Below are 18,884 nucleotides of genomic sequence, written 5' to 3'. Positions count from 1 at the left end.
GTTTCCGTAACCCCCTTAGAATCTTGTCAGCGCCTTAACGGTATGGTGCGTCGGCGGCAAGGTTGGATGCGATTGCTCGCTCCCACTTGTCACCATTTTCGAGCAATTTGGCTTTGTCGTAAATTAATTCTTCGCGTGTCTCGGTTGAATATTCAAAATTAGGACCTTCGACGACGGCATCCACAGGACAAGCTTCCTGACAAAAGCCGCAATAAATACATTTGGTCATGTCAATATCATAGCGCGTCGTACGCCGGCTGCCGTCTTCACGAGGCTCAGCCTCAATCGTAATAGCCTGCGCCGGACACACTGCTTCACATAATTTGCATGCTATGCAACGTTCCTCACCATTGGGATAGCGGCGCAGCACATGCTCTCCCCGGAACCGCGGTGAAATCGGGTTCTTTTCATAAGGATAGTTGATCGTTGTCTTTTTCTTGAAGAAATATTTCAGCGTCAACCAGTGCGCGCCGATAAATTCGAACAATGTGAATGCTTTAATAGTTTGGGCGATAGACATTAGCCATACCTCGTCAGCATAAGATAGCCGCTTACCAGGAATACCCAGAAGATCGACACGGGTAAAAATATTTTCCAGCCCAGACGCATCAGTTGATCATAACGATAACGCGGCACGGTCGCTTTGACCCAGCTAAAAACAAAGAAGAACATAAACATTTTGGCAAACAACCAGATTATGCCTGGAACGGCATAAAGCGGCTCCCAATCAATAGGCGGCAACCACCCACCCCAGAAAAGGATGACGTTCAGGGCGCACATCAACAAGACATTGGCATATTCACCTAGCCAGAAGAGCGCAAAACTCATCGAGCTATATTCGGTCTGATAACCCGCTACTAATTCGGACTCTGCTTCGGTCAGATCAAAAGGATGGCGTGCGGTTTCCGCCAATGAAGCAATGAAGAACATGACAGCCATTGGGAACAGCAAGGGATTGATACCAAAGGCATTAACTAAACCGAACACATGCCCTTCTTGCGCTTTGATAATATCATTCAGATTGAATGTTCCGGACCAGAGCACCACCGAAATAATGATGAAGCCGATGGAAACCTCATAGCTTATCATTTGTGCCGCGGCACGCATGGCAGAGAAGAAGGGGTATTTGGAGTTACTCGCCCAACCGGCAATAACCACGCCGTAAACGCCGAGCGAGCTAATCGCGAGAATATAAAGCAAACCGATATTGATATTCGCGAGTACCATCGTCTCGCTAAACGGTATGACCGCCCATGCGAGCAGTGCGACGGTAAAGGTCAATATTGGGGCAAGAAGGAACAAGCCTTTGTTTGCACCTGATGGAATAATGGTTTCCTGTAGAAACACCTTCAGTCCATCGGCGAAAGACTGCAGTAGACCAAAGGGCCCGACCACATTCGGTCCGCGCCGCAAAGCCATGGCGGCCCAAATTTTTCGATCAGCATAAATGGTCATTGCAACGGCCAGCATCAGCGGCAGGGCAATCATCAGGGTCAGCGCGAGCGTGGCAACAAACCAGCCAAGTTCAACACCGAGGAATGTGGATTGGAGATATTCGGTCATTCTGCCGCCTCCAGCAAATCATCACCATGCAGCAATTCTGCCGAGCAGCGCTGCATCGTTGCGCTGGCGCGGGCGATACTGTTGGTAAGGTAGAAATCCTTGATCGGATGAACCCCCTGTCCCGTGGGATTATCTGGCAATCCGGATGGCGGCGCCCAATCAAAGGACACCAGTCCTTCCACAGCCAGCTGCGGATGGTCTTTATACATCTTGACGCGCAGTTCTTCAAAACTGTCAAAAGGCAAGGTTTTGCCCATTACATCAGACAAAGCCCGCAAAATGCTCCAGTCTTCCCGCGCGTCGCCGGGGGCAAAAATCGCTTTGTTAGAACGCTGAACACGGCCTTCCAGATTTACATAAGTACCATTTTTCTCGGTATAGGCAGCTGCTGGTAGAATAATATCTGCTGCATGCGCACCGGCATCACCATGGTGACCGATATAGACCTTAAAACTCTTCGCAAATGCGTCATAATTCATTTCATCCGCACCAAGCGAGAACAGCAGTTTGGGGTTTTTCGCAGCAATCGCCTTTATCCCGCCATCATAAGCATAGCCGAGCATCAGTCCGCCAGTACGAGAAGCGCCGATATGCAATATGTTAAAGCCATTCCAGCCATCACGGACCAGCTTATATTTTGCAGCCAGCTTCAAAGCCGCGCCATGCGCACCTTCGACACTTAAAGCGCCGCCGCCCAAAATAAGAGCAGGCTTCTCGGCATTTTTTAAGGCATCAACTGCCGCTTTGGGGAGCTTGGTCAACAAAGCCATATCGTCACCCAACCATTCAACCGGATAGGTTTGATCTACTTCTGGTCCGATACCAAAGACTTTTGCTCCGCCTTTGCGCACAGCCTTGCGGATCCGTGTATTCACCAGCGACGCTTCCCAGCGCGGGTTGGTGGACACCAGAATGATCACATCGGCTTCTTCAATACCCCCAATGGTCGTATTGAAGTTCACTGCAGCGAGACTGGACACATCATAAGATAGGCCGGTTTGACGCCCTTCGAGCATTTCCGATCTCATGGATTTCAGCAATTTTTTGGCCGCATACATGGTTTCGCAATCGACCAAGTCACCGGCTATCGCGGCAACCGAACTTCCAGCCTTTACAGCCGCAATTTCTTCAAAAGCTTCATCCCAGCTCGCAGGAACCAAATTGCCATTGCGCCGGATATAAGGTTTGTCGAGGCGGCGTTTCATCAAGCCGTCAATCGCGTGGCGGGTCTTGTCTGTCGCCCATTCCTCATTCACATCATCATTAACGCGAGGAAGTGCGCGCAGCACTTCACGGCCGCGGCTGTCGATGCGAATATTGGTGCCGACACCATCCATGACATCGATACCCATGGTCTTGGTCAATTCCCAAGGCCGAGCTTCGAAAGCATAGGGCTTGCTGGTCAAGGCACCCACGGGGCAAAGATCAACGACATTTCCGCTCAGTTCACTATGTACAGCACCTTCAAGATAGGAAGTAATCTCCATCCCCTCGCCGCGTCCAATGGCACCGATTTCTTCGACTCCAGCAATTTCTTCGGCAAAACGCACACAACGAGTACAATGGATGCAGCGGGTCATAACAGTCTTGACCACGGGGCCCATATATTTCTCAGTAACCGCGCGCTTATTTTCTTCGTAGCGCGATCCACCTTTGCCATAGGCCATGGCCTGATCTTGCAAGTCGCACTCGCCGCCCTGATCGCAAATGGGACAATCAAGCGGATGGTTGATGAGGAGAAATTCCATCACCCCTTCGCGCGCCTTTTTGACCATTTCGCTGTCGGTACGGATTTCCTGCCCATCGGCGGCAGGCAAAGCACAGCTCGCCTGCGGCTTTGGTGGTCCCGGTTTTACCTCGACCAAACACATGCGGCAGTTGCCCGCGATGCTCAGGCGTTCGTGATAGCAGAAACGTGGGATTTCTTTACCGGCTAGCTCAGCGGCCTGCAACACAGTCGCGCCCTGAGGAACTTCAATTTCGATGCCATCTACGGTGACTTTAGGCATTATTCCGCCGCCTCCATCATTTCTTCGCCATGATGCTCTCTTATGCGGCGCTCCATCTCCGGACGAAAATGCTTGATCAGTCCCTGGATCGGCCACGCCGCTGCATCACCAAGCGCACAGATCGTATGGCCTTCAATCTGTTTGGTGACTTCATACAGCGTATCGATATCGCCAATTTCCGCATTACCATCGCGCATTTTTTCCATCACGCGCCACATCCAACCAGTGCCTTCACGGCAAGGCGTGCATTGGCCGCAGCTTTCATGTTTGTAGAAATAGCTGAGCCGAGAGATCGCGCGAACGATATCCGTGGACTTATCCATCACGATAACCGCCGCAGTGCCTAGCCCCGAGCCCACTTCTTTAAGGCCATCAAAATCCATCGGTGCATCCATGATCTGCTCGGCAGGAACCAATGGGACCGAGGAGCCGCCCGGAATAACGGCGAGTAGATTGTCCCACCCACCGGTAATGCCGCCACAATGCTTTTCGATCATGTCTTTGAAAGGGATCGACATAGCTTCTTCAAATACTGCTGGCTTCTCGACATGGCCAGAAACCTGAAACAGCTTTGTGCCCTTGTTATTTTCACGCCCGAAACTCGCGAACCAAGACGCCCCGCGCCGTAGAATCGTTGGAACGACTGCAATTGATTCCACATTATTGACCGTCGTCGGACAACCATAAAGGCCCGCACCAGCAGGAAATGGCGGTTTCAGGCGCGGCTGGCCTTTTTTGCCCTCAAGACTTTCAATCATCGCGGTTTCTTCGCCGCAGATATAAGCGCCTGCGCCGCGATGGATAAATACATCAAAATCATAGCCAGATTTGGAAGCATTTTTTCCAATTAGGCCAGCGTCATAAGCTTCCTTGACCGCCGCCTCCATGACCTTGGCCTCAAAAATATACTCACCGCGAATATAGATATAGGCGGCCCGCGCCCGCATCGCAAAGCCAGCGATCAACGCGCCTTCGATAAGCTTGTGCGGATCATTGCGCAATATTTCGCGGTCTTTACAGCTGCCCGGCTCGGACTCATCGGCATTGATGACCAGAAAACTTGGTCGTCCATCTGGCGACTCTTTCGGCATGAAGGACCATTTCAGGCCGGTTGGGAAACCCGCCCCGCCGCGACCGCGCAAGCCGCTTTCCTTCATCTCGTTGATAATCTTGTCATTACCGCGCTTGATAATATCCGCGGTATTGTCCCAGTCACCACGCTTTTGCGCGTCTTTTAGCTTCCACGACTGGAAGCCATAGACATTGGTAAAAATCCGGTCCTTGTCCTGCAGAAAATCAAAAGCCATTATTTCTTACTCCTGCGGCCCCAAAGGCCGCCTGCAACCGCAATCGCAACAACAGCCAACGCAACCCATCCTGCATATCCGTCGAGCAGCATATTACCACTCCTTCCGGTAGTCATGATTGGCCTTGACCATATCTTTTAACACCACGGGACCGCCTTCGGGTTCACTCGTCTTGCGACCAATTTGTGAACCGACCGAAATATCTTTTCCTTCGGCCAAGTCTTCCAATATGCGAGACATGATATCGTAGTCGAGATCTTCGTAATTATCGTCGTTTATCTGAACCATCGGTGCGTTGGAGCAATTGCCCATGCACTCGACTTCGATCAGCGTGAACAAGCCGTCTGGTGTCGTCTTGCCTTTCGCCATACCCTTATTCTTACAGGCCGCCATAACATCATCGCTGCCGCGCAGCATGCAAGGCGTTGTACCGCAAACCTGCACATGGAAACGACCAACAGGAGCCAGATTATACATGGTGTAAAAAGTCGCGACTTCATAGGTCCGCATATAAGGCATATCCAGATAGGCAGCGACATATTCAATTACCGGAACAGGCAACCAACCCTGTGTTTTCGTATCCGCGCCGACCTGACGCTGGGCCAGATCAAGCAGTGCCATGACCGCCGATTTCTGACGGCCTTCCGGGTATTTCGCGATCTGCCACTTAGCGAGCTTCTCATTCGCTGGGGTAAATTTAAAGTCACCCCATTTGGCACGAGTTTCAGTCTCATCCGGTATATTTGGTGCTTCAGCCATCAGCGAATAAACTCCACGCGCGACACTTTATCGCCTTCAAAACTATATACCGACATCACTTCAAACGGCTCAGTGGAAGAGGAACGAAACACACGTTCGTGCAACGCTATATGTGACCCAAGTTCAAACGATGTGAGAATTTCTGCACGGTTTTCCGGATATTCGGCGAACATCGCTAACAACCCGGCACGTACGCCTTCTCTTCCTTCGCGCAAAACTGCACCGCGATAGCCAGCCTCGCATGCATCATCAGTCATTAGCGAGACGTAGCCATCGACATCTTGCGCATTATAAAATGCAATCATCTGCTCAGCGGTTGCAAGAGGGCCCAGACTCATCTGTCACACTCCCCGAACACAATATCCATGGCACCCAAAATGGCAGTGGCATCGGACAGCATATGCCCCTTGGTCATGAAATCCATTGCCTGCAGATGCGAGAAAGCGGTCGGTCGAATCTTACAGCGGTAGGGCTTATTGGTTCCATCACTGACCAGATACACGCCAAATTCGCCTTTAGGGCTTTCAGTCGCGACATAGACTTCGCCAGCGGGAACGTGGAAGCCCTCAGTATAAAGCTTGAAATGATGGATTAAAGCTTCCATCGATTGTTTCATCTCGGCGCGCTTAGGTGGCACGACTTTACGGTCGTTACTAGACACAGGGCCTTCCGGCATTTCATTCAGGCACTGCCGCATGATGCGTGCAGACTGACGCACTTCTTCGACCCGGACCATGAACCGATCGTAGCAATCGCCGCGCGTCCCAACGGGCACATCAAATTCCATACGGTCATAAACATCATAAGGCTGCGACTTGCGCAAATCCCAAGCGATCCCGCTGCCCCGGATCATTGGACCAGAGAAACCCCAGCGGACGGCGTCCTCTTTGGACACAGTCGCGATATCTACGTTACGCTGTTTGAAAATCCGGTTTCCGACAACCAGACTCATCGCATCTTCGAATAATTTAGGGAACTCGTCGAGCCAATCCGCCATGTCGGTCAACAATTTCAACGGCACATCCTGATGCACGCCGCCGGGCCGGAACCAGGCACTGTGCATCCGGGCACCACTGGCACGCTCAAAAAATTCGAGGCACTGTTCGCGAATTTCGAAAACCCAAAGGTTCGGCGTCATCGCGCCAACATCCATGATATGCGCGCCGATATTGAGCATATGATTGCAAATACGCGTCAATTCAGCAAATAACACACGCAAATATTGACCACGCAAGGGCACTTCTAGGTCGAGCAATTTTTCAATCGCCAGTACATAGCTATGCTCCATTGCCAACGGAGAACAATAATCCAGCCGGTCAAAATAAGGCAAAGCCTGCAAATAAGTTTTATGCTCGATCAGCTTTTCAGTGCCGCGGTGAAGCAATCCAACATGCGGATCAAGCCGTTCGACAATTTCCCCGTCCAGCTCCATCACCAGCCGCAAGACGCCGTGCGCTGCAGGATGCTGAGGACCGAAATTGATCGTGTAGTTCTGGATTTCCAGATCGCCAACAGTGGGATCCGCAGCGTCGGCCAATCCGTCCATTTCGTCGAGATAATCAGCCATTAGCTTTTATCCTTTGGCGCAGATTTATTAGTCCCCGACTTGGTGCGCTTGGGCGCTGGCTTTTTTACAGCCGCTTTATTCGGAGGTAATTTCTTAACTGCAGCTTTATTCGCCTTTTTACCAGCCCCGGTATCTTTTGTGCTTTCCGTGCTCTTAGGCGTTGGTGGAGGCGCCTCGCCACCAACTTTTTCATCACCCGGCAGGATGTAATCAGCGCCTTCCCATGGAGACATAAAGTCAAAGCTGCGAAAATCTTGTGCCAGTTTAACGGGCTCATACACCACGCGCTTGGCTTCTTCCGAATAACGCATTTCGACATAGCCGGTTAGTGGGAAGTCCTTACGGAACGGATGCCCTTGAAAACCGTAATCGGTCAAAATCCGGCGCAAATCGGGATTACCATCGAATAACACGCCATACATGTCGAACACTTCGCGCTCGAGCCAGCCAGCGACTTCCCAGATATGAGTAACCGTTGGCACCGGTGTATCTTCGTCGGTTGTAACTTTTATACGGATACGATGGTTTTTCGTCAGGCTGAGCAGATGATAGCAAACCTCAAACCGCTCGGGCCGTTCAGGATAATCAACACCCGCAATCTCGACGAGTTGCTGATATTCATGCTCATCCCGTAATTTGTCCATCACCGCAGGAAGTGTTTTGCGATCAACGGTAAAGCTAATCTCATTATAAGCCTCGACAGTGCTGAGCACAGCCGCGCCCAAGGATTTAGCGAGTGTCGCAGCAACGCCTTCGTTGCTGGAAATTATCGGTGCCCCGTTTGCCATACTAACGCTCTAACGTCCCGATGCGGCGAATTTTACGCTGCAATTGCATCACGCCATAGAGTAGCGCTTCTGCTGTAGGCGGACATCCCGGCACATAAATGTCGACCGGCACGATCCGGTCACAACCACGAACAACCGAATAGCTATAATGATAATAACCACCGCCATTGGCGCAGCTGCCCATGGAAATTACATATTTCGGCTCCGACATCTGATCGTAAACCTTACGCAGCGCCGGTGCCATTTTATTGCACAATGTCCCCGCCACGATCATCACATCGGACTGACGCGGGCTCGCCCGAGGCGCGACGCCAAATCGCTCCATATCATAGCGCGGCATACTTACGTGGATCATCTCCACCGCACAGCAAGCCAGACCAAAGGTCATCCACCAGAGCGAACCGGTCCGCGCCCATTGAAACAGATCTTCGGTGGACGTGACAAGAAACCCCTTGTCATTCACTTCCGAATTCAGGTCTTTGAAAAACGCCTCGTCTGGCTGCGTGTTGGGAGCCATCGGCGTACCATCAGCATTGAGAATCGGGCTATTGACGGTCTCTAATCCCAATCTAACGCTCCTTTTTTCCAAGCATATATAAAGCCAATTACCAGTTCGAAGAGAAAGATCATCATCGTCGACCATCCGACCCAACCAATTTGATCAAGCGATACCGCCCATGGGAAAAGAAAGGCAGCCTCCAGATCAAAAATGATAAACAGGATGGCTACTAGATAAAAGCGCACATCGAACTGACTACGAGAATCTTCAAAAGCAGGAAAACCGCATTCATATTCAGAAAGCTTCTCAGAATTAGGACGATGTGTCCCAATCATTCGGGACACGCCCATAGGTAAAAAAACGAACAGGGCGGACAAACTGAGAGCTACTGCTAGGAATAATAGTATCGGTGCATATTCAGACAGATCGACCACAAAAGACTCATTTCTCTAAAATTCAGGCCGCTTTTAGGGATAGGCTCCCCAAGCTGCAAGGGCCAAATTCCCTGAATTGGCGGTATCTAATGCTGTTTACGTCGTTACAATAGCGACTTAGCCAAGATTTTATGAAGCTTGCTATGCAATGCTTCATTAGCTGCCAAAATTTCACGCTGCCCAATTGGTTGGTCACCGCCGGTAAAATCGCTTACAAAACCGCCGGCTTCGCGAACCATCAAAATGCCAGCAGCTACGTCCCAAACTTGCAAATCGGCTTCCCAAAAACCATCAAAGCGGCCAGCGGCTAGCCAAGCGAGGTCCAGCGAGGCTGCGCCATTGCGGCGGATACCGGCCACTCGCGGAGCAATTGAACCAAAAATTCGAGCCCATTCGCCCAAGTCGCCATGTCCGTTAAACGGGATGCCGGTAGCGATAAGCGACTCAGAAAGATCGCGCCGTGCGGAAACCCGCAGGCGTTTGTCGCCGAGATAAGCGCCCTTGTCCATTTCGGCCCACCAAGTCTGATCGGAAACAGGTTCATAGATTAAGCCACTGGTAATTTTGCCCCAACCGATCCCGTCGAATGACCGTTCCTGCACCGCGATGGAAATTGCGAAATGGGGAATACCGTGAAGAAAGTTGGTAGTGCCATCGAGAGGATCAACAATCCAGCGTGGCTTGCCTTCCTCTCCTTCGATCATGCCGCCTTCTTCTAGAACAAACCCCCAGCCCGGACGGACCTTCATCAGTTCATCATAAAGGATGCGTTCAGACCGCATATCGGCTTTTGACACAAAATCAGCCGGTCCTTTTTTGGACACCTGAAGATGTTCAACCTCACCAAAATCCCGACGCAGGCGTGATCCGGCCATACGTGCGGCGCGTTCCATAACGGTAATAAGGGCGGAATGTGCTGGCATGTCTTATGCTTTCAGTATCGGGGTCGCAATTGCTTGCCCGTTAATAGTGTGCCTGTCAAAACTGGCATATCGACGATCGCAGGTAGCCCAAAGCAAGCTCAGGACTAAGAGTCGTTAAAACCCTTACGATACTTTACTGACATATTCACGGGCGTAAACGTCAACAATGATCCGTGTACCGGCAGAAATAAACGGCGGCACCATGACGCGCACACCATTATCAAGAACAGCCGGCTTATAACTGGAAGAAGCCGTCTGGCCCTTAACCACTGCATCGGCTTCAACAATCTCGGCCTCAATCTGGTCAGGCAATTGCACAGAAATCGGCTTTTCGTCATAAAGCTCCAGCATAACATCCATGCCGTCCTGCAAAAATTCTGCGGCATCGCCAAGCAAATCGGTTGGCAGCGTGATTTGTTCGTAATTTTCTTTGTCCATGAAGGTCAGCATTTCGCCATCAGCAAACAAATACTGAAATTCCTTGGTATCCAGACGAACTTTCTCAACCGTATCAGCACTGCGAAAACGAATATTGGTTTTGCGCCCGTCAACCAGGTTCTTCATTTCCACCTGCATATAGGCACCGCCTTTGCCAGGTTGTGTATGCTGAATTTTGGAGACCTTCCACAGGCCCTTTTCATAATCCAGTATGTTGCCGGGACGAATATCTACGCCGCTAATTTTCATGGAACATCTCGCTTTCGGAAATCTTGTGTTGCGGCCCTGTATAACGAGCGACGGAGATAGGCAAGCACAGCGAAGATCAGATGTGGCGTTTTCATACAATACAATGCCCTACACGCCCCTTAGGCGTCGGGTAATGGAAAATATCCTGGACAAGATGGCGCCCGAAGAAACATCTGCCCCTGCGACCAGACTGTTCAGCGGGGCCGTATCATTGGTCCCGCTTGTCCCCCCCACATCCCACGTCGGGTTTCTCAGTGAAATAGAACGCATGCCCCATTTCGACATCTCTTCGGAAGAAAGCTTTGTTAGAAATTTCCGAAAAGGGAGAAAAGGATTTTACATAATCGACCGTTGATTTGGACATATGGAGTCCGATATCCATCGGCATACGCAAAATATCAAAAACATATCAATGTTAGCGAGCTGTCTGTTTCATACAATACGCAGCGCTTATATCAGTGTAATTAACCCGCATGGTAAAAGCTGACTTTTCTAAAACCCCGATAGACCGCATGACCGCCAAAACGGATCAATGTAAGACTATTGCTGCAGGCGTATTCGGTCACTCCATTCGTGACGGCAGGGTGCAATCCTTCATCCCGATGTCCGGATATGTCAGGGACTTGGAACAGCTTCCCAATTTTTCGCCGCCTTCGACAGACCAGTTTTTGGAACAATATGTTCGGTCAAATATCGGGGTGACAGAAAGTTCATCCTAAGACGGATTAATTTTCGAATATTTCAATGAACCGCTTCACGGCATGCGCCGGACCGTCGGGATCATTCCAAACCGCCCCGCTAACGGCAAGAAAATCTGCTCCCGCATCAATTAGCGGCTGACAATTTTCGGGCGTGATCCCACCAATGGCTACACTTGGAATCTCCATAATGGTTGACCACCACTGCAACACATCAACTTCTGGCCGGTGGCTAGTTTCCTTGGTCTGTGTCGGGAAGAAGGCACCAAAGGCCACATAGTTCGCTCCGCCCTCTCCTGCCTCCATCGCAAGATGCCTGCTGTCGTGGCAAGTAATCCCGATTTGCACCTCATCACCCAATTCCGCCCGGGCATCTTCAAGCTGCTCGTCCGTCTGCCCCAAATGCACGCCATCCGCCAACAACCGCTTGGCGAGCGCAACATCATCATTCACGATGAATGCGACATCATGCGCATCACATATTGCTTTGAGTGGCTCAGCTAAAGCAGCAGCTTCGTCTAGACCAATATCTTTTACCCGAAATTGAAACGCAGCAACGGGCCCTGCCCCCAATGCTTCTTGCAACAACACCGGAAAATCACCGCCCACATCGAGCGGTGAAATCAGATATAGTTGGCAAGATGAGGCTTCGGTCACGTTATTCTTTAACGGTCGAAGCCTTATGGATCTGATCGATAGCGCTGCCTAGCGATTGGTCAAATTCTTCATCGGTCATTGGATGGCGCAAATCTTGTAGCAAGGCGCGAGAGAAGCTGGCGATCATACCGCGGTTCTTAGCAAGCTCTGCGCAGGCCTCGTCGCGAGAGAAGCCTCCGGAAAGCGCGACAACGCGGGCGACCCGGGGATGGTTGACAAGCGGCTCGTAAAGATTAGCTTCGGTCGGGATCGACAATTTCAGCATGACTTTTCGATCTTCTGGCAGCGCATCGAGCTGTTTCTTGATCTCTTCGAGCAATATGGCATCACATTGCGTACGCTCTGCACTTTTAATGTTCACCTCAGGCTCGATCATCGGCATCAGGCCATGATCCAAAATCTGCCCTGCAACCTCAAACTGCTGCTTGACGATAGCCGCTATGCCCGTTGGCGAAGCCAGATTGATGACCGAACGCATTTTTGTACCAAACACGCCTTTGGCTTTGGCTCGGTCTAGCAACGCACCCAGTTCCGGCATCGGCTTCATCATCTGCACGCCGTCAGCTTCATCTTCCAGACCTTTGTCCACTTTCAGGAACGGAACAACACCGCGTTCCCAAAGCAACGCCGGCAAAGGCTTTCCATCCGCATCACCATCCATCGTTTTTTCGAACAATATGGCGCCGATGACTTTGTCTCCATTGAAACTGGGTGCCGTAACAATACGGCTTCGCATATCGTGGATCAGGGCGAACATTTCATCATCGTTGCTAAAGGCATCTTCGTTGACGCCATAGCCTTTGAGCGCTTTTGGCGTCGAACCGCCACTTTGGTCCAAGGCAGCGATAAAGCCGCCGCCATTTTCGATTTTGTCCATCATTTTCGGATCATGCATGAAATTTCGTCCTCGATTTTTCGTTAACAGAGTTTTGTCTATTTTTGCAGCGCGGCAACGCCGGGCAGTTCTTTGCCTTCCATCCATTCAAGAAAGGCGCCGCCCGCAGTCGAAACAAAGGTGAAGTCATCCGCTACACCAGCGTGATTAAGCGCGGCAACCGTATCACCGCCGCCAGCTACAGACAGCAACGAACCTTCCTTGGTCAGAGCCGCCGCCGTTTTTGCCAAAGCGACAGTCGCCCTATCAAAAGGCGGAGTTTCAAATGCACCCAAGGGACCGTTCCATACCAAAGTTTTGCAGGTTTTCAGTACATCGGACAGAGCTTCGACCGCCGCAGGGCCGATGTCCAGGATCATTTCATCGGCCGCAACCTCATGCACATTCACTGTCCGGGTCGGCGGATTGGGTGCAAATTCTTTCGATACAACGACATCATAAGGTAGATGTACCGTGCAATCGGCTTTATCCGCCGCTTCCAATATTTCATTAGCGGTATCGGTCAGGTCATGTTCGCAAAGCGATTTGCCGACATTGACGCCGCGCGCGGCCAGGAATGTATTCGCCATACCGCCGCCGATGATCAGATGATCGACTTTCTCGACCATTTGCCGCAAAACGTCCAGCTTGCTAGAAACTTTCGCCCCGCCAACAACGGCAACCACAGGATGTTCCGGGTCACCGAGCGCTTTGTTCAGCGCACTAAGCTCCCGCTCCATCGAACGACCGGCAAAGGCTGGTAAGAATTCGGCCAAACCAACGGTTGTGACATGCGCGCGGTGGGCAGCAGAAAACGCATCATTGACGTAAAAGTCACCAAAGGAGGCTATTGCTTTGGCCATCTCCGGATCATTAGCTTCCTCACCCGCCGCAAAACGGCTATTTTCCAAGACGACTATGCTACCATTTGGCAAAGCATCAATGGCGTCACGGCTGAGTCGTTGCATGAAGCCGACTTCACGGCCCAAAACTGCGGCCAACGGCGCAACCACGGGCTCCAGCGAATATTTCATATCCACCTTACCCTTTGGTCGCCCAAAATGAGCCAGCAACAGCACTTTGGCGCCGCGAGCGGCCAATTCAGTCACGGTTGGAATAACCGCTTTCAGCCTTGTATCGTCAGTAACCTTGCCGTCTGACATCGGAACATTCAGGTCTACCCGGACAAAACCGCATTTTCCTGTGATATTCTCAATATCATCTAGTGTTTTAAAGCTATTACCAGCCATTGCTCAGAACCTTTCTGTTTAGAGAAAGCCTGCCATTACACCGGCGGTATCAATCATCCGGTTGGAAAAGCCCCATTCATTGTCATACCAGCTAACCACGCGGACCAACTTGCCGTCCATCACCGTCGTTTCCAGACTATCCACGGAGGAGCTGGCCGGTTGATGATTGAAATCACTGGATACAAGTGGTTTGTCTTCAAACACCAGAACGCCCTTCATTGGCCCGTCTGCGGCGGCTTTGAGAGCATTGTTGATTTCTTCTACGGTGGTATCGCGGCTTGGTGTGATGACCAAATCGACGAGGCTGACATTTGGCGTCGGCACGCGAACCGAAGATCCATCAAGCTTACCATTTAGTTCTGGTAATACCAACCCAACTGCACGGGCAGCGCCAGTTGTCGTCGGAATCATGTTAACCGCACCGGCACGGGCGCGGCGCATATCGCTATGCATCTGATCCAGCATGCGCTGGTCATTGGTATAGCTGTGAATTGTGGTCATGAAACCGCGCTCGATGCCCACGGTGTCGTTCAGTACCTTAGCAACCGGCGCAAGGCAGTTTGTGGTACAAGATGCATTAGAAACAATGATATCTGATGACGTCAATACGTCATGGTTCACGCCATAGACGACCGTTTGATCAACATTTTTGGCAGGAGCCGAGATCAGAACGCGTTTCGCGCCAGCATCAATATGCGGCTGCGCGGCTTCCTTTGATTGGAAAAATCCGGTGCATTCCAAAACAATATCAATGCCCATCTCGCGATGCGGCAAATCGCCAGGATTACGCTCTGATGTTACAGCAATTTTGTGGCCGTTGACAGAAATGCTGTCGCCATCCGCAGTGACTTCGCCGGGGAAACGGCCGTGAACACTATCATATTTGAACAAAAGCGCGTTGGCATCAGCATCCGCAAGATCATTAATGGCTACCAGCTCAAGACCGCAGTCCGGACGCTCCATAATGGCGCGGGCGACCAAGCGGCCGATGCGGCCAAATCCGTTAATTGCTACTTTTGTCATAAATATTGCTCCTTTGAATTCTAATTTTACCTGTTTTCAGCCTAATTTTGCCATTATCTGCGGCGTAATTGCATCTGCAGTCAGACCAAAATGCTCAAAAAGGTCGTCAATCGGCGCTGATGCGCCAAAACTGTCTATACCAAAGCGCAGGCCGTTTAGGCCCGTATAGCGCTCCCAACCGAATGTCGTTCCAGCTTCGATGGACACCCGCAATATATCATCCCCGCCCAGAAGTCCGGATTTATAATCATTTGATTGCGCATCGAACAGCTCGGTGCATGGCATAGAAACGACGTCCGCCCCAATGCCCTTTGCCTCAAGCTGTATCGCGACATCCATTGCCAGCGACACTTCAGAACCTGTGGCAACTAGAACAACCCGTTGACCGTTTTCTGCCGATTTAACCGAATAAGCGCCTTTTTCACAAAGGTTTACGCTGACGTCATGGCGGAACGGCCGCAAGCTCTGACGCGTCAATGCTAGGGTTGAGGGCCCGTCCGAACGCTTCAGTGCAAGCGCCCAACACTCGGCTGTCTCAATAGCATCAGCAGGCCGGAAAACATGCATGTTCGGCATCAGACGAAGGCTTTGAATATGCTCGATCGGTTGATGAGTTGGTCCATCTTCACCCAATCCAATACTGTCATGGGTCATAACATAGATAGCGCGCGAATTCTGGATAGCCGAAAGCCGCATGGCACCGCGGCAATAGTCGGTAAAGACCAGAAATGTTCCACCGTAAGGAATGATGCCGCCATGCAGCGCCATACCATTCATCGCGGCCGCCATACCAAATTCACGAATACCGTAATAGATATAGCGCCCAGAATAATCGTCTTTAGTCAGAGGCTTAGTGGAATCTGTTTTGGTATTGTTTGAACCTGTTAAATCGGCGCTACCACCAACCATTTCAGGCAAAGCGGCGGTAATCGCGCCCAATGCCATTTCGGAAGCCTTGCGAGTTGCGACCTTGGGAGGATCTTTAGCCAAGCCTTCCAGATAGACCTGCATAGCATTTCCATCCGGCAAAGCTCCCGACATCCGCCGTTCAAATTCCACCTTATCGCTATGTCCGTTAAGGCGAGTATTCCAAGCTTTATGGGCGGCAGCTCCCTTTTCACCCAATTGCAACCAATCGGCTCGCACATCATCAGGAACAACAAATGGCTCATAATCCCAGCCTAATGCTGCGCGTGTGCCTGCAATCTCTTCATCACCAAGCGGTGCACCATGGGTAGCGGAAGTACCCTGTTTTGTCGGCGCGCCGTAGCCAATAATAGTTTTACAGGCGACTAATGAAGGCCGCGGATCGGCTTCTGCTTCTTTCAGAGCTGTGCGGATATCATCAAAATCATGTCCATCACAGGAAACGACATGCCAACCAGAAGCGCGGTAGCGTGCGGGAATATCCTCGCTAGTAGATAAGTCTGTGCTGCCATCAATAGTAATACCGTTATCATCCCACAACACGTTCAGACGACCAAGGCCCAAATGCCCGCCTAAACCAACCGCTTCGTGGTTGATCGCTTCCATCAGGCAGCCATCTCCAGCAATAACCCAGGTTTTATGGTCCACCAGATCGTCGCCAAATTGGGCGTTTAAGTGCCGCTCTGCGATCGCCATACCGACGGCCATAGCAAAACCCTGTCCCAATGGACCGGTAGTCGCCTCAACGCCTTCCAATTTGAAATTTTCCGGGTGACCGGCACAAGGCGATGATAATTGCCTGAAATCCTTGATATCCTGAAGCGTCGGACGCTCATATCCGGTCAGGTGCAACAAGGAATAGATAAGCATTGATCCATGCCCCGCAGAAAGGACGAAACGGTCACGATCCGCCCATTTCGGCGCTTTGGGATCAAATTTCAGGAAGTCTCTAAACAACACGGTTGCAACGTCCGCCATCCCCATGGGCATGCCTGGATGGCCGCTATTGGCAGCTTGTACTGCGTCCATCGACAACGCACGGATGGCATTTGCCATATTTTTTTCAGAATTTTTTTCGGAAACGGTCATGATATTCTCAGATCCCCCAGCAGTGATCAGGTTATGATGACGATGGACTAAGGAAATCTACCGATTCGCCATTTTGACACACCCTTTGATAGCCTAGCTCCGTATCGTCAAGGCCGAGGTGCAACGATATCCTGTTTACGAGGCGGCCCAAGATTGTTACCAATGAAACACAATAACTTATATGTCGGAACCAAGTCATGGAAAACGAACGTGTGATCCTTGCGATCGGCCGTATCGAACGGGCGCTGAGTCGCATAGAAACCGCTAAAGAAACCTCTTCCAACCAAGTGGCTGACGCTGCGATGCAAAAGCGGCATGCAGCGTTGAAAGACGAAATGAAACAGGCCATTCATACTATCGACGGGCTGATTGCCCGGCAGGAGCGCTAATATGGCACAGGTAAAACTGGAAATTGGCGGCCGATCATTCTTGGTGACCTGTCAGGACGGGGAAGAAGAGCATCTGGGCAAGCTCGGCGCGATAGTTGATACAAAGACCAGAGAAGCCGGCGATCCTGCTGGATTGACAGAAAGCCGCATGTTGCTGTTTACGTCACTCCTGCTAGCCGACGAACTGCATGGCATGAAAAATACACCCCCCAATGAGCCAGCGCCTCAAGCAGCCATCCCAGCGACCGGTAAGCCGCAGAAATCCGCTGATGTAGAAGATGAACGGGTAATTTTGGCCCTTGAAAAGCTAGCGGATCGTGCAGAAGCTTTTGCAAATAGCCTTGAGCACAGTGACAATCGTCCCTAGATAGTATTGTGACGGGTACTGCCTGATACGAGCTTGAAGCGAACATCCCTGAGGCGATATAACAACATAGGGAGCTGTCCCTGCCCGGATTGCGGACTTTTTTGAAGTCGGGTCCGACGCATATGGCGCCCACCTGACGTAATAGGCGTCAGAGGATTTTCCGGCAAACGACCTAGGTGGTCCCGTCACTTTTTCAAGAAAGACATTTCTTTGAATAACTTATCAGATAAAAAGCAGAAATTGCGTAAAGAATTTCGGCGGCGGCGAGATGCATTCCACAGCCAATTGGATATGGCCACACGCGGTTTAGCTTTCCGGCGCCCCCCTTCCCCTTTAGCAAAGCTGATTGCACAAAGCGAAGTCATCGCCCTTTATAGCGCAACAGGTTCAGAAGCTCCCACTGCCAGACTGGCAGAATATCTTACGGAAACCGGAAAAACATTGGCATTTCCAGCCTTTATGGGGGATTCGCCACTAGAATTCCGCAGGGTTGATAACATCGACCTGCTTGAGGCTGGCTATCGGAATATAGCCGAACCCAATACGGATTGCCCTGCAGTTACACCCGATCTGATCATCACCCCGCTGATTGCCTTTGATCGGTCAATGGGTCGCCTCGGACAAGGCGGCGGTCATTATGACCGAACCTTCGCAAAATATCCGGATGCATTGCGGATAGGCCTTGCCTGGTCCGTGCAGGAGACCGATTCCGTTCCGCGACAACCCCACGATATGTTTTTGCACATGATAGTCACTGAATCTGAAATAATTCAAAGAGTTGATATGACATCATGACAGTAGGCCCAGACGATAAAGCTCCCCATAACCCACCGACCGCACCCAGCTGGCGTCAGCCATTTGGGATGATCCTTATCATGGCTTTGATTCTGCTTTGGTGCGGGATTGTTGTCAGCATGATGGACTGGATAAGCAACCTGAACTTCTGGTTGCAATTGCCGATCTATATATTTGCAGGGATAGTTTGGATATTCCCCATCAAACCGCTGCTTATATGGATGAATACTGGGAAATTCCGTTCTTAAGAAAATTCCGTTCCTAAATCGCCACTTCCCT

22 protein-coding genes are annotated in these 18,884 nt (G+C 51.0%); 5 read left to right on the top strand and 17 right to left on the bottom strand.

The features are described 5' to 3' along the window. Positions 1-34: 34 nt before the first annotated feature. The 12 genes from nuoI to efp all read right to left on the bottom strand — a co-directional run bounded on the left by nuoI (position 35) and on the right by efp (position 10,536). Positions 35-520 (bottom strand): NADH-quinone oxidoreductase subunit NuoI, encoded by a 486-nt coding sequence (gene nuoI, locus V7676_RS03300; protein ID WP_335658229.1) that lies wholly within the window; start codon positions 518-520, stop codon positions 35-37. Beyond that, a complete protein-coding gene (gene nuoH / locus V7676_RS03295; RefSeq protein ID WP_335658228.1) occupies positions 520-1,563 on the bottom strand; it encodes an NADH-quinone oxidoreductase subunit NuoH in 1,044 nt (347 codons plus the stop codon). Before nuoH ends, nuoI begins: the two co-directional genes overlap by 1 nt. Further along, positions 1,560-3,572 (bottom strand): NADH-quinone oxidoreductase subunit NuoG, encoded by a 2,013-nt coding sequence (gene nuoG, locus V7676_RS03290; RefSeq protein WP_335658227.1) that lies wholly within the window; start codon positions 3,570-3,572, stop codon positions 1,560-1,562. The genes nuoH and nuoG overlap by 4 nt, the downstream gene beginning before the upstream one ends. Next, positions 3,572-4,879 carry an NADH-quinone oxidoreductase subunit NuoF gene (gene nuoF / locus V7676_RS03285; protein WP_335658226.1) on the bottom strand — a complete coding sequence of 436 codons (1,308 nt, stop codon included), beginning with the start codon at positions 4,877-4,879 and terminating at the stop codon, positions 3,572-3,574. The genes nuoG and nuoF overlap by 1 nt, the downstream gene beginning before the upstream one ends. Positions 4,880-4,972: 93 nt before the next feature. After that, the gene (locus V7676_RS03280) at positions 4,973-5,638 is read right to left on the bottom strand and encodes a complex I 24 kDa subunit family protein (RefSeq protein WP_335658225.1); all 666 of its coding nucleotides are present in this window, start codon (positions 5,636-5,638) and stop codon (positions 4,973-4,975) included. Beyond that, the gene (locus tag V7676_RS03275; RefSeq protein ID WP_335658224.1) at positions 5,638-5,976 is read right to left on the bottom strand and encodes a nuclear transport factor 2 family protein; all 339 of its coding nucleotides are present in this window, start codon (positions 5,974-5,976) and stop codon (positions 5,638-5,640) included. The genes V7676_RS03280 and V7676_RS03275 overlap by 1 nt, the downstream gene beginning before the upstream one ends. Next, a complete protein-coding gene (locus V7676_RS03270; protein WP_335658223.1) occupies positions 5,973-7,205 on the bottom strand; it encodes an NADH-quinone oxidoreductase subunit D in 1,233 nt (410 codons plus the stop codon). The genes V7676_RS03275 and V7676_RS03270 overlap by 4 nt, the downstream gene beginning before the upstream one ends. After that, positions 7,205-7,993: an NADH-quinone oxidoreductase subunit C gene (locus V7676_RS03265; RefSeq protein WP_335658222.1), complete on the bottom strand. Its 789-nt coding sequence runs from the start codon at positions 7,991-7,993 to the stop codon at positions 7,205-7,207. Before V7676_RS03265 ends, V7676_RS03270 begins: the two co-directional genes overlap by 1 nt. A 1-nt stretch (position 7,994) precedes the next feature. Further along, positions 7,995-8,510, bottom strand: a complete 516-nt coding sequence (locus tag V7676_RS03260) for a NuoB/complex I 20 kDa subunit family protein (RefSeq protein WP_335658893.1) — start codon at positions 8,508-8,510, stop codon at positions 7,995-7,997. A gap of 41 nt (positions 8,511-8,551) precedes the next feature. Continuing rightward, on the bottom strand, positions 8,552-8,926 hold the full coding sequence (locus V7676_RS03255; RefSeq protein ID WP_335658221.1) for an NADH-quinone oxidoreductase subunit A: 375 nt from the start codon (positions 8,924-8,926) through the stop codon (positions 8,552-8,554). 104 nt (positions 8,927-9,030) lie between these two features. Beyond that, a complete protein-coding gene (locus V7676_RS03250) occupies positions 9,031-9,849 on the bottom strand; it encodes an inositol monophosphatase family protein (protein WP_335658220.1) in 819 nt (272 codons plus the stop codon). A gap of 123 nt (positions 9,850-9,972) precedes the next feature. Beyond that, positions 9,973-10,536, bottom strand: a complete 564-nt coding sequence (efp, locus tag V7676_RS03245) for an elongation factor P (RefSeq protein ID WP_335658219.1) — start codon at positions 10,534-10,536, stop codon at positions 9,973-9,975. 512 nt (positions 10,537-11,048) lie between these two features. Between efp and V7676_RS03240 the strand changes: the two genes are divergently transcribed. Further along, entirely contained in the window at positions 11,049-11,255 is a 207-nt protein-coding gene (locus V7676_RS03240) for a hypothetical protein (RefSeq protein WP_335658218.1), read from the top strand. A gap of 6 nt (positions 11,256-11,261) precedes the next feature. Here the strand turns inward: V7676_RS03240 and thiE are convergent, their stop codons facing one another. From thiE to tkt, 5 genes are read right to left on the bottom strand one after another with little or no spacing between them, the layout of a single operon-like run. Beyond that, on the bottom strand, positions 11,262-11,891 hold the full coding sequence (gene thiE, locus V7676_RS03235) for a thiamine phosphate synthase (protein WP_335658217.1): 630 nt from the start codon (positions 11,889-11,891) through the stop codon (positions 11,262-11,264). Between the two features lies 1 nt (position 11,892). Continuing rightward, positions 11,893-12,786 carry a fructose bisphosphate aldolase gene (locus tag V7676_RS03230; RefSeq protein ID WP_335658216.1) on the bottom strand — a complete coding sequence of 298 codons (894 nt, stop codon included), beginning with the start codon at positions 12,784-12,786 and terminating at the stop codon, positions 11,893-11,895. Positions 12,787-12,824: 38 nt separating this feature from the next. Beyond that, entirely contained in the window at positions 12,825-14,015 is a 1,191-nt protein-coding gene (locus V7676_RS03225) for a phosphoglycerate kinase (protein WP_335658215.1), read from the bottom strand. An 18-nt stretch (positions 14,016-14,033) separates the two neighbouring features. Further along, positions 14,034-15,038: a type I glyceraldehyde-3-phosphate dehydrogenase gene (gene gap / locus V7676_RS03220; protein ID WP_335658214.1), complete on the bottom strand. Its 1,005-nt coding sequence runs from the start codon at positions 15,036-15,038 to the stop codon at positions 14,034-14,036. Positions 15,039-15,074: 36 nt separating this feature from the next. After that, positions 15,075-17,054, bottom strand: a complete 1,980-nt coding sequence (tkt, locus tag V7676_RS03215; protein ID WP_335658213.1) for a transketolase — start codon at positions 17,052-17,054, stop codon at positions 15,075-15,077. 197 nt (positions 17,055-17,251) lie between these two features. Between tkt and V7676_RS03210 the strand changes: the two genes are divergently transcribed. From V7676_RS03210 to V7676_RS03195, 4 genes are all read left to right on the top strand, one after another. Then, positions 17,252-17,443, top strand: coding sequence for a hypothetical protein (locus V7676_RS03210; protein WP_335658212.1), 192 nt, complete (start codon positions 17,252-17,254; stop codon positions 17,441-17,443). 1 nt (position 17,444) lies between these two features. Next, on the top strand, positions 17,445-17,810 hold the full coding sequence (locus tag V7676_RS03205; RefSeq protein ID WP_335658211.1) for a cell division protein ZapA: 366 nt from the start codon (positions 17,445-17,447) through the stop codon (positions 17,808-17,810). Positions 17,811-18,020: 210 nt separating this feature from the next. Then, the gene (locus V7676_RS03200) at positions 18,021-18,605 is read left to right on the top strand and encodes a 5-formyltetrahydrofolate cyclo-ligase (protein WP_335658210.1); all 585 of its coding nucleotides are present in this window, start codon (positions 18,021-18,023) and stop codon (positions 18,603-18,605) included. Then, positions 18,602-18,853: a DUF2842 domain-containing protein gene (locus V7676_RS03195; protein WP_335658209.1), complete on the top strand. Its 252-nt coding sequence runs from the start codon at positions 18,602-18,604 to the stop codon at positions 18,851-18,853. Before V7676_RS03200 ends, V7676_RS03195 begins: the two co-directional genes overlap by 4 nt. Positions 18,854-18,884 lie beyond the last annotated feature (31 nt).

This window comes from Parasphingorhabdus sp. (assembly GCF_036963805.1).
Taxonomy (GTDB): domain Bacteria; phylum Pseudomonadota; class Alphaproteobacteria; order Sphingomonadales; family Sphingomonadaceae; genus Parasphingorhabdus.
Note: the sequence above shows the minus strand (reverse complement) of the source record. Positions and strands in the feature narration are given on the sequence as shown.